The sequence below is a fragment of the Cognaticolwellia aestuarii genome (assembly GCF_002000025.1).
GTDB classification, from domain to species: Bacteria; Pseudomonadota; Gammaproteobacteria; order Enterobacterales; family Alteromonadaceae; genus Cognaticolwellia; species Cognaticolwellia aestuarii.
On sequence record NZ_MUZV01000007.1, the window covers coordinates 214,886 to 229,948 of the forward strand.

The window sequence follows — 15,063 nt, forward strand, 5'->3', positions numbered from 1 at the left end:
AGTGGGCTTATTCATCTTCATCATCACCAGACCAAGTGAGATCTGTTCGCTCTACATAAACCATGCTGCCGCCTATAGAATTTAATGCTGCTTTTTTAAATTCACTTTGTAAGCTCGTGCTTTCAGTATCGTCTTGCTTAGCCTCCACTTGTTTCTTAGTTGTGAAGTTTCCTTTTAATAAATTACTCATAAATTTCTCGCTGACTAAAAAGGTTATTGTTACTGATAGGTCATTGTTATAGCACTTTTCATAGCATGCATTAAGTATAACTTTCACAATTACCGTATATTGTTTTTTGTAATTATCATAACTTAAGCAGGATTCATGCCGTAGGTTTCACTGTACTCTGAGGAGTGAATAGTTATATAGGTATTATTAAGGCATATAGTATTGCCCTAAACGCCCTATATGAAAGTCAATAATATGACGTGTAAGTGTCAATTTTTTGTTGATTAATCACAATAGCAAGTTAATATAACTAATATATATGATTTTAAGTGGTTTATCAGGGCACTATGTTGTTAGGACAAAAAATGCAAGGACAAAAACAGATTTTAGTCGTCGACAATGACGCCGCAAGACGCCATCAAATTGAAACCGTTTTAGCTTTTGTTGGCGAGCATTTTCATGTTTTCTCTGAAGATGAAATTGATAAGCAACTTGTTGCAGTAGAAAATATTTTGACCATTATTTGTTGTGGTGAAATATCGCCTAAACTACAAACTATTATTAAATCGCACCCAGCTTGTCCTTTTATTTACCATGATATAGCCGATAAACAGCAAATAAACGGTTATGTTAATGTTATTGGTGAATTAACCACACCACTCAACTATGCACAATTAACGGAACTTGTGCACCATAGTCATCAGTATCACAATAATTTACCTTCAAAACGCAGCGTTAATGGTCCTAACCCATTATTTCGCTCATTAGTCGGCACGAGTGAGCCTATGCAGCAAGTGCGATTTTTGATTGAACAAGTGGCAAGCACGGCTGCTAATGTATTGATCTTAGGTGAATCAGGAACAGGCAAAGAAGTTGTTGCGCGTAACATTCATAATTTATCTGATAGAAGTAAAGGCCCTTTTGTGCCGGTAAATTGTGGGGCAATCCCCGCCGATTTATTAGAAAGTGAATTGTTTGGGCATGAAAAAGGGGCTTTCACCGGTGCTATTTCTACCCGGAAAGGGCGTTTTGAAATGGCGGAGGGCGGTACCTTATTTCTCGATGAAATTGGTGATATGCCGCAGCCTATGCAGGTAAAACTACTGCGTGTTTTACAAGAACGAACTTTTGAACGTGTTGGCGGAGCAAAAAGTATTAAAGCCAATGTTCGTATTGTCGCGGCCACTCATCAGCATTTAGAAGATATGATTAAAACTAATCAGTTTCGTGAAGATCTTTATTATCGTTTAAATGTTTTCCCGATAGAAACACCGGCGTTAAGAGAGCGAAAAGAAGATATTCCGTTATTGCTACAGGAACTTATTTCACGATTTTCTGCTGAGCAAGGACAATCTGTTCGCTTTACCGATAAAGCCATTGAGTCGCTGCAGGAGCATCCTTGGGCAGGTAATGTGCGTGAGTTATCTAACTTAATTGAACGCATGATTATTATGTATGGTGAACAAGTGGTCAATGTTGGACAACTACCGCTGAAATATCGACATTTAGATATTGATGATTATCAACCTGAATATCCTGAAGAATTGCAAGAACGTGAAGCGATTAACGCCTTATTTTCAGGCTTTGACTACGATGATGATGAAGATGATACACCGCAAACTAGCGAGCAAGACACTGCTGGGTCTGCGCAAGGTAATACCGTTGATATCTTGCCAAATGATGGTCTTAATCTAAAAGAGTACTTAGCTGAATTGGAAGTATCTTTGATCAAACAAGCGCTGGATAAAAATGATTGGGTTGTCGCTCGCTCGGCTGAACTTTTAGGAATGCGCCGCACCACGTTAGTGGAAAAAATGCGTAAATATAGCTTACAAAAGTAAGCGTAAATTAGTTTATTAGATAATAATTTTACGCTGCAATTTTCCCCTATGTACTCGTTGAATTTAATTATTTTCACCGTCATACTGCTACTTTATTTCATGACGCTTATTAAGCGTCAGCCATTTTATTGACAGCTCACCTTTAGACTAAAATAGTTTGTTAGCTATTGAATAATATGTGTTTAATTGGTTGGCATAGTTCATGCTTTATCCGAGTGTACTTCATTACTCGGGTGAAAATATTATGGCACTTGCCTATTCGACATCGACCAACTCTTCATCAGCCAGTCCAGTGCTGAATCGTGTATTAACGTCATTTGGTGAGGTTAATTTAAAGCATGAGCAAACTAATCGATTAGAAAGCGAAAATTACGCGGGTGAATTGGCATTTTTACGCCAACAAAATAAACAGCTACAGCATGTTATTGATGTTATGCCGACAGGCATGATTATGCTCAATGGTAATGGCATTGTAGTGAAAATTAATGATACTGCGAGATTGTTGCTTGATGAGCCAATTTTAGGTCAACCTTGGTTTGATGTCATCAAGCGCTCTTTTAAGCCCCGTGCCGATGATTGGCATGAGGTTTCTCTTAATGACGGCCGCCGTGTCAAATTAGAAATTACTGCCTTAGGTGATCAGCCAGGGCAATTAATCATGATCACCGATTTAACCGAGACCCGTTTATTGCAAGATAAATTGGGCCAACTACAGCGTCTTTCATCTTTAGGACGTATGGTTTCGAAATTGGCACACCAAATTCGCACTCCGCTTTCTGCTGCAATGTTGTATGGTGCAAATTTGCGCAATAAAAAGCTAACTAACGATGCGCGAGTGAATTTTCAAGATAAATTAATGCTGCGTTTACATGACTTAGAGCAGCAAGTAAATGACATGTTACTGTTTGCTAAAAGTGGCAAGCAAGCGGTGGTTGAACCCTTAAATATTAATCAACTTATTGAAGGGGCAAAACAAGCTATTGAACCGCAAGTGAATCAAGTTGGGGCAAAAGTAAATTTACATTTTTGTTCGCAAGGCTGTGAGGTTTTAGGTAATGCGACAGCATTATCAGGCGCTATTCAAAACCTGATTAACAATAGTCTATCAGTAATAAAAACAGCTGCTGTTATTGATATCAGTGCTTATTGTCATGACGATTATGCTTATATCAGTGTTCGTGATAACGGTCCTGGTATTAGCGCTGACCTTGCCGATAAAATATTTGAGCCTTTTTATACCTCAAGAAGTCAAGGTACAGGTTTAGGCTTGGCTGTTGTGAAGTCAGTTACAAATGCTCATCAAGGCGAAGTTAGTTTATTGAGTAAGCCTGGTGAAGGTGCACATTTTTGTATGAAAATTCCTAAACTTACGAGTAATCAAACTGATGTTGAGTCAAACCATAAAGACAAAGAGCAAGCTTTGTCAAAGGAGTTAACTAATGACCACAAGTAAAATCATGGTAGTAGAAGATGATGCCGGACTAAGAGAGGCACTTGTTGATACTTTGTTATTGGCAGGCTACGAATGCTTGGCAGTTGATTCAGGCGAAGATGCATTGATTACACTAAAATCACATAGTGTTGATTTAGTCGTGAGTGATGTACAAATGGGCGGTATGTCTGGGCTCTCACTATTAAAAAGTATTCGTCATAGCTATCCAAAATTACCGGTATTGATTATGACCGCATACGGTACTATTGATGACGCAGTACAAGCCATGCAAGATGGGGCTTGTAATTATATGGCTAAGCCATTCGCGCCAGAAGTATTACTTAATATGGTGAATCAATATGTGCCGTTACAAGTTAATGAAGGCTGTGATCCTGTAGTTGCTGACGAGCAAAGTCTTGAATTGCTGAACTTAGCAAAGAAAGTTGCTAAGACAGAAGCCTCGGTTATGGTGCTAGGGCCAAGTGGCTCAGGTAAGGAAGTACTTGCTCAGTACATTCATAACTACTCCCCGCGTAGCCATGCGCCATTTGTTGCTATTAATTGTGCTGCTATCCCTGAAAATATGTTGGAAGCAACATTATTTGGTTATGAAAAAGGCGCCTTTACTGGGGCTATACAAGCTTGTCCTGGTAAGTTTGAGCAGGCACAGGGCGGCACTATTTTATTAGATGAAATCACTGAGATGGATTTGGGCTTGCAAGCAAAAATATTGCGAGTATTACAAGAGCGAGAAGTTGAACGTCTTGGTGGTCGTAAAACCATTAGTTTAGACGTTCGTGTCATTGCAACAAGTAACCGAGACTTAAAAGATGCAGTGCAAGAAGGCATTTTCAGAGAAGATTTATATTATCGTTTAAATGTTTTCCCATTGACTTGGTTACCACTAAACGAACGCCGAGGTGATATTTTACCTTTGGCTAAGCACTTAATTTCAAGAATCTGCCAAAAAGACGGTAATGTTATTCCTGAGTTTACCGCTGCAGCTCGTAGTAAGTTATTGGCTTATGATTGGCCTGGTAATGTTCGTGAACTTGATAATGTAATACAACGAGCATTGATCCTACAAAGCGATCGTTGTATTGATGCGGGTGACTTGCTGATTGATAACTTTCAAACAGCGAAAGTACAAAGTGAAGCGGCTGAGCCGAGTAAAGATGATAAATTAGGAAGTGAACTGAAATTACAAGAGCATCAAATAATATTAGATACTTTACACGCGTGCCAAGGTAGTCGAAAAGATGTAGCCGAGCGTTTGGGTATCAGTCCACGAACACTGCGTTATAAAATTGCTCGTATGCGTGATAGTGGTATACAAATTCCATTGTAATTTGACGATTTAAAAATTTAAAATCGACTTTAACGCAAATAAAAGGCAACTAAAACCTAGTTGCCTTTTTAATATTTAAAACAATAAAAATCCTCTTTGTTATTGATTATTAATGTAATATTTTTAATTTGTGACTTGGCTTTATCAGCTAGCTTTCCTTTGTATTTACCTTGGCACTATGCTTGCTTATTCCTTAGTTATATTAAGTAACAAGAAATTGACGCAAGCGAGTAAACTATGGATATTAAAACCAATTCTCTTTACGCACAAATGCAAAGCATGTCGATGGAAGCAATGGGAAATAGACTTCCTATTGGTGATGAAAGTGGTATGGGCACACCGCCAGTTGCCAAAGCGGGTAGTGACTTTGGTAGTTTATTAAAAGACGCTGTGAACAATGTTAATGAATTACAACAAGATGCTGGTGCAAAACGCACCGCTTTTGAAATGGGTGATCGTAGCGTAACACTCGCTGATACTATGATTTCAGCCTCGAAAGCGGGCATCGCTTTTGATGCAACCGTACAAGTACGAAATAAATTTGTTGAAGCATATAAAGAAATTATGAGTATGCCAGTATAGCGACTCAGTGATTAATGACTTAAGTACAAGTTGATATTTAAGAATATAGTAGCAGTAATGCGGAGAAAGTAAGTGGCAGATTCAACAGACAACACAAATTTAATGCTGGCAGATGGTAATAACGATCTGGTTGCTAATGATGGCGCCGATGGTGTTGTTGCTGAACAAAAGTCAGGTTTAGCTGGTGCTATGGGCAATGTCGATTTTCTGCGCCAAATTACGATTGTGATGGCACTCGCTATTTGTTTAGCTATTGCCATTTTTGTCATCATGTGGGCTAACCAACCTGAATATCGCTTTCTAACTAAATTGCCGACTGAGCAACTGATCAAAACCATGGACTTTCTTGACAGTAATAAAGTGGACTACCGCCAAGAAAATAACACCATATCTGTACAAAGTGATGAGTATCAAAGTATCAAGCTAATGCTAGCACGTGAAGGTTTAAGTGAAGGACCATCTGAAGGCAGTGAAATATTGATGCAAGATATGGGCTTCGGTGTTAGTCAACGTCTTGAAAGCGAGCGCTTAAAACACTCAAGAGAGCAGCAACTGGCTCGTACAATTGAACAATTACAAACTATTTCTAGAGCGCGTGTTTTATTGGCCATTCCTCGTGATAATGTTTTTGCTAAGCGGGAAAAAAATCCATCAGCAACAGTGGTCTTAACCTTACGTCGTGGTCGCTTACTTTCTGAAGAAGAAGTTGACTCAGTGGTTGATATTGTTGCATCAGCAGTACAGAGCCTTGATCCAAATCGTGTGACCGTTACGGATCAAAATGGTCGTTTACTTAATTCTGGCTCGCAAGACTCTGTCTCTTCACGTTCACGCAAAGAGTTTGAAATTGAACAGAAGCGCGAAAAAGAATACATGGATAAAATTGATTCGATTTTAATTCCAGTCATTGGTTTAGGCAATTACACCGCTCAAGTCGACGTGGCAATGGACTTTACTAACACCGAAGAAACTCAACGTCGCTATAATCCAGACTTACCCGCTTTACGCAGCGAAATGAAAGTTGAAGATAACACTATTGGTGGCTTATTGGGCGGCATTCCGGGAGCATTAAGTAATCAGCCGCCATTGGAGAGTAATATTCCTGAAGATGCGACAGGCACTGGTCAACAACAAGCTATGCCTGGTCGTAAACATACCGAGTCAACTCGTAATTATGAGCTTGATGAAGCTATTAGTTATACCAAGCAGCAAACCGGCGTTATTCATCGAATTAGTGTCTCGGTTGCTTTAGATTATTTACCAGGCACTAACGCGGAAGGTGAATCTGTACCTACGCCACGCTCAGTGCAAGAAATGGCTAATATTCGTCGTTTACTGCAAGGTAGTATCGGTTTTGATTTACAACGTGGTGACTCACTTGAAGTTGTTACGTTACCATTTTCTCGTCCAGATATTATTGATGTTGAACAACTACCTATGTGGCAAGAACCTTGGTTCTTAAAACTGTTAAAACTTGTTATGGGCGCTATTGTTATTATCGTACTGATTTTAGCTGTTGTACGTCCGATGTTGAAACGCTTAATTTATCCGGATCAAACACCAAATGATTATGGTGATAAGTCGTTGGATAGTCATATTGACTTGGGCGATGAGACCATGGATATGCTAACATCAGATTTCGATGCCGGCGCAGTTGGCTTCGCTCCAGATGGTAGTTTACAATTACCTGATTTACACCGTGATGAAGATGTCTTAAAAGCTGTTCGAGCACTCGTTGCTAATGAGCCAGAATTATCGTCGCAAGTAGTTAAAAGTTGGTTGAACGAAGATGAGTGATGAAAACCAAGAGCTAGCAGAAACACAATCATCAGGGGGCTTTGATGTTAATAAGCTTGATGGTGGTGAAAAAGCCGCAATTTTATTATTGAGCCTATCAGAAGAAGACGCTGCACAAATATTAAAACACTTAGAGCCGAAGCAAGTGCAAAAAGTGGGTATGATCATGGCCGGTATGGAAGATTTTACTCAGCAAAAAATTACTGCGGTGCATAAGTTGTTTATTAATGAAATTCAAAACTTCTCTACCATTGGTTTCCAAAGTGAAGAGTTTGTTCGTAAAGCCTTAACTGCTGCATTAGGTGAAGATAAAGCGGGCAACCTGATTGACCAAATTGTTATGGGTGGTGGTGCAAAAGGGCTTGATTCATTGAAATGGATGGATTCAAAGCAAGTTGCCAATATTATTCGTAATGAGCATCCGCAAATTCAAACCATTGTTTTATCCTACTTAGAGCCTGAGCAGTCAGCTGAAATAATGACGCAATTTGCTGATAAAGTGCGTTTAGATTTGATGATGCGAATTGCAAACTTAGAAGAAGTGCAACCAGCAGCATTACAAGAACTGAATGAGATCATGGAGAAACAATTTGCCGGCCAAGCGGGCGCACAAGCAGCGAAAATGGGCGGCTTAAAAGCCGCAGCTGACATCATGAACTATTTAGACACTAACGTTGAAGGCATGTTGATGGATTCAATTCGTGAACATGACGAAGAAATGAGTCAGCAAATTCAAGACTTAATGTTTGTCTTTGAAAACCTTGCAGATGTTGATGATAGAGGCATTCAAGCTATTCTCAGAGAAGTTCAGCAAGATGCCTTGATGAAAGCGATTAAGGGTACCGATGAAGCCTTAAAAGAAAAAATTATGGCGAATATGTCTAAACGTGCCGCTGAAATGTTAGCGGATGATCTTGAAGCCATGGGGCCTGTTCGTATTAGTGAAGTAGAAGCCGCACAAAAAGAAATTCTTTCGGTTGCTCGTCGACTATCTGATGCCGGTGAAATTATGTTGGGTGGCGCAGGTGGTGGCGATGAATTCTTATAATAAAATAGCAATGGCCTTAGCATTATGAAACCGCTTTCTCCCTTGAGTAATGCGGCGATAAGCCCAGAAGAAAGCCAGCATGTTGATAGCTGGACTGTGCCTAATGTGGAAGCAAAAAACTTACAAGACGAGGGCAAAACTAATGCCCTTGGTAAATCACGTAATTGGCGATATGAGCCGCCAGAGGAAACCGAAGTTGCTGAGCCCGCCCCGTTAACCGCAGAAGAAATCGAAGAAATTCGTCAAGCGGCATTTGACGAAGGTTTTGAGCAAGGTAAAGCTGATGGTTTCTCTAAAGGATTTGAAGAAGGCAGAGCCGACGGACACCAAGAGGGCTTAACCTCAGGCCATCAAGAAGGCCTTGAGCAAGGTCTAGCGCAAGGTAAAGAAACCATCGAACAACAAATTACGGCTATGCAAACCTTGTTAGATCAACTTCATCAGCCTTTAGCAAATGTTGAAAAGAATGTTGAAGCACAATTATTACAACTTGTGGTGCAATTAACACAAGCAGTGACCAAGCATGAAGCTAAAACCAATCCGGATATTTTATTATCTGCAATTGCTGAAGGTGTTAAGGCCTTGCCAGGGCAGGAATCGCAAATACAAATCTTATTGAACCCACAAGATATTAGATTAGTTGAAGAGAAATTTGGTGCTGGACATATACAGGCGCAAGGTTGGCAATTGCTTGCAGCGCCACAGTTGAACCCTGGTGGTTGTCAAATTGAAAATAGCACTTCAAATATTGATTTGAGTGTTAAATCGCGCTTGAGCGAGGTATTGGAATCATTTTTGCAAGAAGCATTACATCAATAAATTATAGTCAATAAACTCTATTTAAGCAGCGTGAAACTTCTATGGTTGATATAAACCGCATTACAGAACGTTTAAAAAACTGTGAAAAACTCATACATCCCCATAGTGTCTCAGTAGCAGGGCGCTTAGTCCGTGTTGTAGGGTTAACCTTAGAGGCCGTGGGGGTCAAAGCCCCCGTTGGTAGTCAGTGCTTAGTGGAAACATCGCAGGGCGATCTGATTGCTGAAATAGTTGGCTTTTCACAAGATATAACTTTTCTGATGCCTGAACAAAGTTTGCAGGGGGTCTTACCTGGTGCGCGAGTTGTGCCACTATCGACTAAGGCACGCTTACCACTTTCTATGGACTTGTTAGGTCGAGTTATCGATGGTGTTGGCAAGCCACTTGATGGTAAAGGGCCGATAAAAACGTTAGAAAATTATCAATATGATAGTAAACCCATTAATCCTCTGTCGAGGCGTGCTATTAGTGAGCCCCTTGATGTTGGGGTACGCTCAATTAACAGTTTCTTGACCGTTGGTGTTGGCCAACGTATGGGATTATTTGCAGGCTCGGGTGTTGGTAAGAGTGTACTGTTAGGCATGATGACACGTGGTACTAACGCTGATGTGATTGTCGTTGGTTTAATTGGCGAGCGTGGCCGAGAAGTCAAAGAATTTATCGAAGAAATTCTCGGTGAAGAAGGTCGTGCACGTTCAGTGGTGGTGGCTGCTCCCGCTGATAATTCTGCACTTATGCGGCTTAAAGGTTGTGAAACCGCAGTGCAAATTAGTGAGTATTTTCGTGATCAAGGCTTAAAGGTTTTACTCTTAATTGACTCAATTACTCGCTATGCCCAGGCACAGCGAGAAATTGCATTGGCAGTAGGTGAACCGCCTGCAACCAAAGGTTATCCACCTTCGGTATTTTCTAAATTACCTCAGCTTGTTGAGCGGGCGGGTAATGGTGGCGATGGCCAAGGCTCGATCAGTGCTTTTTTTACCGTTTTAACTGAAGGTGATGACCTGCAGGATCCTATCGCTGATGCGGCACGTGCCATTTTAGATGGTCATATTGTCTTATCACGTAAATTAGCCGATGCTGGGCATTATCCTGCGGTTGATATCGAAGGCTCAATTAGTCGTGTTATGCCAATGGTGACGAGTGAAGAGCACCAGCAACTTGCTCGACAATTACGTCAAGTTTATGCCTTATATCAAGAAAATAAAGATCTAATCTCAATCGGTGCCTATAGTAGAGGGACAGATCCTCGAATTGACCAAGCGATTGACTTGCAGCCCGTTATACAGTTTTTCTTACAGCAAAAAATGCTAGAAGTTATTCCTTATGATCAAAGCTTATCACAGCTGCAGGAAATTTTAGCTGCGGCGCAAGCTCATGCCCAGAAAAACCAGTAAGCCACTTAACGCATAAACGGTAAGCCAATGAAGCAGTTAAATACTTTATATAAATTTGAACTTGATAAAGAGCAAAAGGCCTCACAAGCCTTACAAGCGGCTGAGCTCGATTATCAACAAAATAAAGAACGTTTGAAAAGCGTTAGTGATTATCGCTTAGAATATATGAGACGACTTAATCAGCGTTCAATCGAAGGTATAGATAGCGCGACTTATAGCCATTTTCATGCTTTTATTGCCAAACTTGATAATGCCGCTCAACAGGTCAAAATTGCTGCACATCAAGCTAAAGCGTTGGTTGAAACTAGAAAAAAACAGTGGTTAGAGCAAAGAAGAAAAATACAAGCAGTTGAGTTGTTGCGTGATAAAAAGTTAGCACAACTTAGGCTAATAGCCGATAAGCAAGAGCAAAAAATGTTTGATGAAATTGCGACTCAACAATTTGTTCGGCGTCAGCGATAAGTGTTATCAGTACTGCGCTTAAATTAATAATTAAAAAACGAATAATTTACTGTTTAGTTGGAATAAAATTTGCTTGTATCCCAGTATTGTTTACAAGGTTAATGCTGCTACTTTAAGTCTCCAGTAAAAAAGGTTTGTTATGTCTCAAGTAAATTTATTGTCTGTTGATGTTGGCCAAAGCCCTGATATGAAAGGGAGTAAAGGTAATTCATCGATAAAAAATCAAGCGAAAGGCAGTGCTTTTTCTGATGAAATGGCACAACATTACCCTAAAAAAAACCAAGCTGAATCGGATGGTGATATAAACCGTAACGGCAAACTTGTGTCTAAAACGGCAATTGAACAAGCCAAGAAGGTTAAAGCTGAAGATGCTCATATTTTGCCGGTACCGATCGATCGAGATGATAAGTTAGTAAAGGTCACAGTTGATACTATTGATGACCAACACACTCTACCTGTTCCAGTAACGCCAGAAACAGAAGCCTTAAATACTAAAGCAGAAACTGCTGATGACCAGCACATTTTACCTGTTCCTGTCGCCGCTAAAAGCGAAGTTCTAAATGTTAAAGCTGATGCAGTTGATGACCAACATACTTTACCCGTTCCGGTAACACCTGAAAACGAAGCTTTAATTATTAAAACTGATACCATTGATGACCAGCACACCTTGCCTGTTCCGGTAACGCCAGAAACCGAAGCTTTATATGCTAAAACTGCTGCCATTGATGATCAACACACTTTGCCTGTTAATGCTATAACCGAAACTGAAGCAGTAAATACCAAAGCGAGAGTAAGTGATGATCAACATACCTTGCCTGTACCAATAACCCCATTAGCAGGTGAAAATAAAGCCAAATCCGTTACTGATAAAGGTGCCATTGATAGCGCTAGTGTCGCGGTGTATCAGCAAAAACAAACGATTGATGGTCAAGTGGGAAATGGAGCGACTGCAAGCACTGAAAACGATGATACGGTCAATTTATTAAATATGTTAAATGGTGCGCAAAAACTGTTGGCGAAGTCGAATGAAGCACAAGCGAGTATCGAGAAAGAGAGCAACAGTTCGCTGCAACAAGCACAACATGCATTAGTCAATAATAAAAGTGAAATGCACGGTAAGCCCCTAACAACACAGCAGTATCAAGGTTCATTAGCAAAAAACATGGTTGATGATGTGATGCCAGCAAACAGCAAAGTAGATGGCGTGTTATCAGGTGATATCAATGAGTCTGATAATGAGCCAGAAATAACCACACCAACGCAATTAACTCCACAATTACTTGCGCAAGAGGCTGACTCAGCATCGGCTAGTAAACAAAATGCCATACCAGAATCAAAAGATAATAAGCTAGAAAGTGAGTCATTAAATAAAGCGCAAGAAGTAGTCGCAGCTCAAAAGTCACTGTCAGCTGCATTAAGCGCTGAAGAGAAAGCCGAGGTTGTAGAAGGTGAAGCTATTAGCCTGCAAAATGTTAAGCAAACTAATGTCGTTGAATTTAATTCAACTACCGACAAGGAGCCAAAGCGTAATATTAATCAAAAAACGATAGCGGTTGCTGCAACATCACCAGCAGAAAGCCAACTTGATACTGAGCAAAATAAAGTGATGAGCGATGCTAAAGAGGCAACATTAAGTACAGAACCTGATGTTGAGTTAATGGGCAAAGCGGAAAGTGAAAAGCAAGTATTATCAGCTGATAAGGTAGCATCAAGCTTTAACCAAACCCTAGATGCTCATGCAACTAGGTCAACTCCAAGTTCAGGCGAGTTAAGCGCACAACAAGAGCAAAGTTATCAGAATACGCTTGATAAATTAACCTCCAATACAGTACAAACACAAAAATCAACTACAGTATTGCAGACAGAAACTATTGCTATTTACCGTAAAGACTTTGCTGATGCGGTTAAAGATAAAGTGATGGTAATGATAAACCAAAAAATTCAGCAAGTAGATATTCAGCTTGATCCACCTGAGATGGGTAATATTCACGTCAGAGTGAATTTGCAAAATGAACAAGCAGCAGTGCAATTCATTGTTCAAAACCAACAAGCAAAAGATGCATTGGAACAAAATATTGGTAAGTTACGCGATATGTTAGCTGACAATGGCGTTGATGTTGGTGATGCTAATATTGAGCAACGTCAAGCACAAGAGCAAGGTGGTAATGCTTTTAATGGTCAGCGTGCAAATGGTTCAAATGGTGGTGTTAGTGATGGTACGAGCAATGAAGTTGAACATACGGTTGTCAATTTGACAAAAGCTTCATCAACGGGTGTTGATTACTATGCTTAAAGTGAAGTTAATCGTCCTGAGCTAGGGACAAAGCGAATTGAATTGGTATAATTGGCAAAACTCGTTGGATTAGCCGCTATTCAAGGATATAGTTCAACTATAGATATACATACTATTTAAAGGCAAGAATCATGGCTGATGAAAAAGAACTTGAAATGGATAGTTCGGGTAAGAAAAAAAAGCTAATCATAATTATCGCTATTGTTGTGATTTTAATCGCAGGTGGTGCGGCGGCATTTTTTCTGCTTGGTGGTGAAGATGAGGTTTCGCAAGCTGAGCTTGATGCCGCTTTAGATTCAGGTTCAACAGGTCAAGTCGCTGAAACTACTGCAGATGCAGATGTAAAACTTGGTTCAGCACTATATGTGCCTATGCCAAGACCATTTCGCTTTAATGTACCGGGTGCTTTACGTGATCGTTTTGTTGAGATACGTGTGCAATTATTAGTACGAGGCGCAGATAATGAAGAAGCGGCCAAAAAGCATGTACCGTTAATAGAGAGTACGTTATTGGCGGTGTTTTCTCAGTCAAATGCTGATGACCTTGCAACCAGTGCCGGAAAAACCTCATTAAAACAAAAATCCTTAGCGGAAGTTCATGCCATCATGACCGAAGTGGAAGGTAGTAAAATTGTAGAAAAAGTGCTGTTTACCGGCTTTGTAATGCAATAATTTTAAAGTGTAATTAAATTAATAAGATAAAGAGACTAGCGAGTGAGCGATTTATTATCTCAAGACGAAATTGATGCACTTTTACACGGTGTTGATGATGTTGAAGAAGAAGATGTAGAAGAGGAAGTTTCTCATGCAGAAGGGACTTCTGACTATGACTTCTCTTCGCAGGATCGTATTGTTCGTGGTCGAATGCCAACGCTTGAAATGGTTAATGAGCGTTTCGCTCGGCATATGCGTATTAGTCTGTTTAACATGATGCGTCGAACTGCTGAAGTTTCTATTAACGGTATCCAAATGATCAAGTTTGGAGAATATGTACACACCTTATTTGTCCCAACAAGTTTGAATATGGTGCGCTTTCGCCCGTTAAAAGGCACAGCATTAATTACCATGGAAGCTCGTTTAGTTTTTATTTTAGTTGATAACTTCTTTGGTGGTGATGGTCGCTATCATGCGAAAATTGAAGGCCGAGAGTTTACACCTACCGAACGTCGTATCGTACAAATGCTGTTGAAAATAATCTTTGAAGATTATAAAGAAGCTTGGTCGCCCGTTATGGACGTTTCATTTGAATACCTCGATTCAGAGGTTAACCCGTCTATGGCTAATATTGTTAGCCCGACAGAAGTGGTGGTTATTAGCTCTTTTCATATTGAACTTGATGGTGGTGGTGGTGATTTCCATGTCGCCTTACCGTATTCCATGCTAGAGCCGATCCGTGAACTGCTTGATGCCGGTGTGCAAAGTGATAAAGAAGACACCGATATGCGTTGGTCCAAGGCGTTACGTGATGAGATCATGGATGTGCCTGTTGAATTGTCGACTAAATTTTTAGAAGTAGAGCTATCCTTACAAAAAATTATGGACTTTAAAGCCGGTGATATTATTCCTATTGAAATGCCCGATCATATCACTGTCTTAATTGAAAACTTACCGTCGTTTAGAGCTAAGCTTGGTCGCAGTCGTGACAATTTGGCATTAAAAATTGAATCAAAAATTAGACGTCCAGAATCAGTGAAATCAGAGTTAACTATTCTAACTAAAGGTGGCAAACGCTTAGACAGTGATGCCGAATTGCATATGTTAGAAGATGACTTATAAGTACCAATACATAAGATGTGGTGTAAAAATCGCATAAGTAGATAATAGGTAAATAATAAATAAATAGCGTAGTCATTTTGACGCTATTGCGTAAATTTAA

General features: G+C 40.0%; 13 protein-coding genes. 12 read left to right on the plus strand and 1 reads right to left on the minus strand.

Going from position 1 to position 15,063, the window contains the following annotated elements:
- Positions 1-7 precede the first annotated feature (7 nt).
- On the minus strand, positions 8-190 hold the full coding sequence (locus B0169_RS12580) for a hypothetical protein (protein ID WP_077286332.1): 183 nt from the start codon (positions 188-190) through the stop codon (positions 8-10).
- A gap of 344 nt (positions 191-534) precedes the next feature.
- On the opposite strand from B0169_RS12580, the gene B0169_RS12585 reads away from it, so the two are divergent.
- From B0169_RS12585 to fliM, 12 genes are all read left to right on the plus strand, one after another.
- Entirely contained in the window at positions 535-2,010 is a 1,476-nt protein-coding gene (locus B0169_RS12585) for a sigma-54 interaction domain-containing protein (protein WP_077286333.1), read from the plus strand.
- Positions 2,011-2,212: 202 nt separating this feature from the next.
- Positions 2,213-3,463 (plus strand): sensor histidine kinase, encoded by a 1,251-nt coding sequence (locus tag B0169_RS12590; RefSeq protein WP_143323538.1) that lies wholly within the window; start codon positions 2,213-2,215, stop codon positions 3,461-3,463.
- Entirely contained in the window at positions 3,450-4,790 is a 1,341-nt protein-coding gene (locus B0169_RS12595) for a sigma-54-dependent transcriptional regulator (RefSeq protein ID WP_077286334.1), read from the plus strand. Before B0169_RS12590 ends, B0169_RS12595 begins: the two co-directional genes overlap by 14 nt.
- Positions 4,791-5,027: 237 nt before the next feature.
- The gene (gene fliE / locus B0169_RS12600) at positions 5,028-5,372 is read left to right on the plus strand and encodes a flagellar hook-basal body complex protein FliE (RefSeq protein ID WP_077286335.1); all 345 of its coding nucleotides are present in this window, start codon (positions 5,028-5,030) and stop codon (positions 5,370-5,372) included.
- Positions 5,373-5,444: 72 nt separating this feature from the next.
- A complete protein-coding gene (fliF, locus tag B0169_RS12605) occupies positions 5,445-7,169 on the plus strand; it encodes a flagellar basal-body MS-ring/collar protein FliF (protein WP_077286336.1) in 1,725 nt (574 codons plus the stop codon).
- Positions 7,162-8,217, plus strand: a complete 1,056-nt coding sequence (gene fliG / locus B0169_RS12610; RefSeq protein WP_077286337.1) for a flagellar motor switch protein FliG — start codon at positions 7,162-7,164, stop codon at positions 8,215-8,217. The genes fliF and fliG overlap by 8 nt, the downstream gene beginning before the upstream one ends.
- 24 nt (positions 8,218-8,241) lie before the next feature.
- Positions 8,242-9,036, plus strand: coding sequence for a flagellar assembly protein FliH (gene fliH / locus B0169_RS12615; protein WP_077286338.1), 795 nt, complete (start codon positions 8,242-8,244; stop codon positions 9,034-9,036).
- Between the two features lie 41 nt (positions 9,037-9,077).
- On the plus strand, positions 9,078-10,433 hold the full coding sequence (gene fliI / locus B0169_RS12620) for a flagellar protein export ATPase FliI (RefSeq protein ID WP_077286339.1): 1,356 nt from the start codon (positions 9,078-9,080) through the stop codon (positions 10,431-10,433).
- Positions 10,434-10,460: 27 nt separating this feature from the next.
- Positions 10,461-10,895, plus strand: coding sequence for a flagellar export protein FliJ (gene fliJ / locus B0169_RS12625; RefSeq protein WP_077286340.1), 435 nt, complete (start codon positions 10,461-10,463; stop codon positions 10,893-10,895).
- 139 nt (positions 10,896-11,034) lie between these two features.
- The gene (locus tag B0169_RS12630) at positions 11,035-13,188 is read left to right on the plus strand and encodes a flagellar hook-length control protein FliK (protein ID WP_077286341.1); all 2,154 of its coding nucleotides are present in this window, start codon (positions 11,035-11,037) and stop codon (positions 13,186-13,188) included.
- A gap of 131 nt (positions 13,189-13,319) precedes the next feature.
- Complete coding sequence (fliL, locus tag B0169_RS12635) at positions 13,320-13,859, plus strand: flagellar basal body-associated protein FliL (RefSeq protein ID WP_077286342.1); 540 nt, start codon at positions 13,320-13,322, stop codon at positions 13,857-13,859.
- A 42-nt stretch (positions 13,860-13,901) separates the two neighbouring features.
- The gene (gene fliM / locus B0169_RS12640; protein ID WP_077286343.1) at positions 13,902-14,963 is read left to right on the plus strand and encodes a flagellar motor switch protein FliM; all 1,062 of its coding nucleotides are present in this window, start codon (positions 13,902-13,904) and stop codon (positions 14,961-14,963) included.
- Positions 14,964-15,063 lie beyond the last annotated feature (100 nt).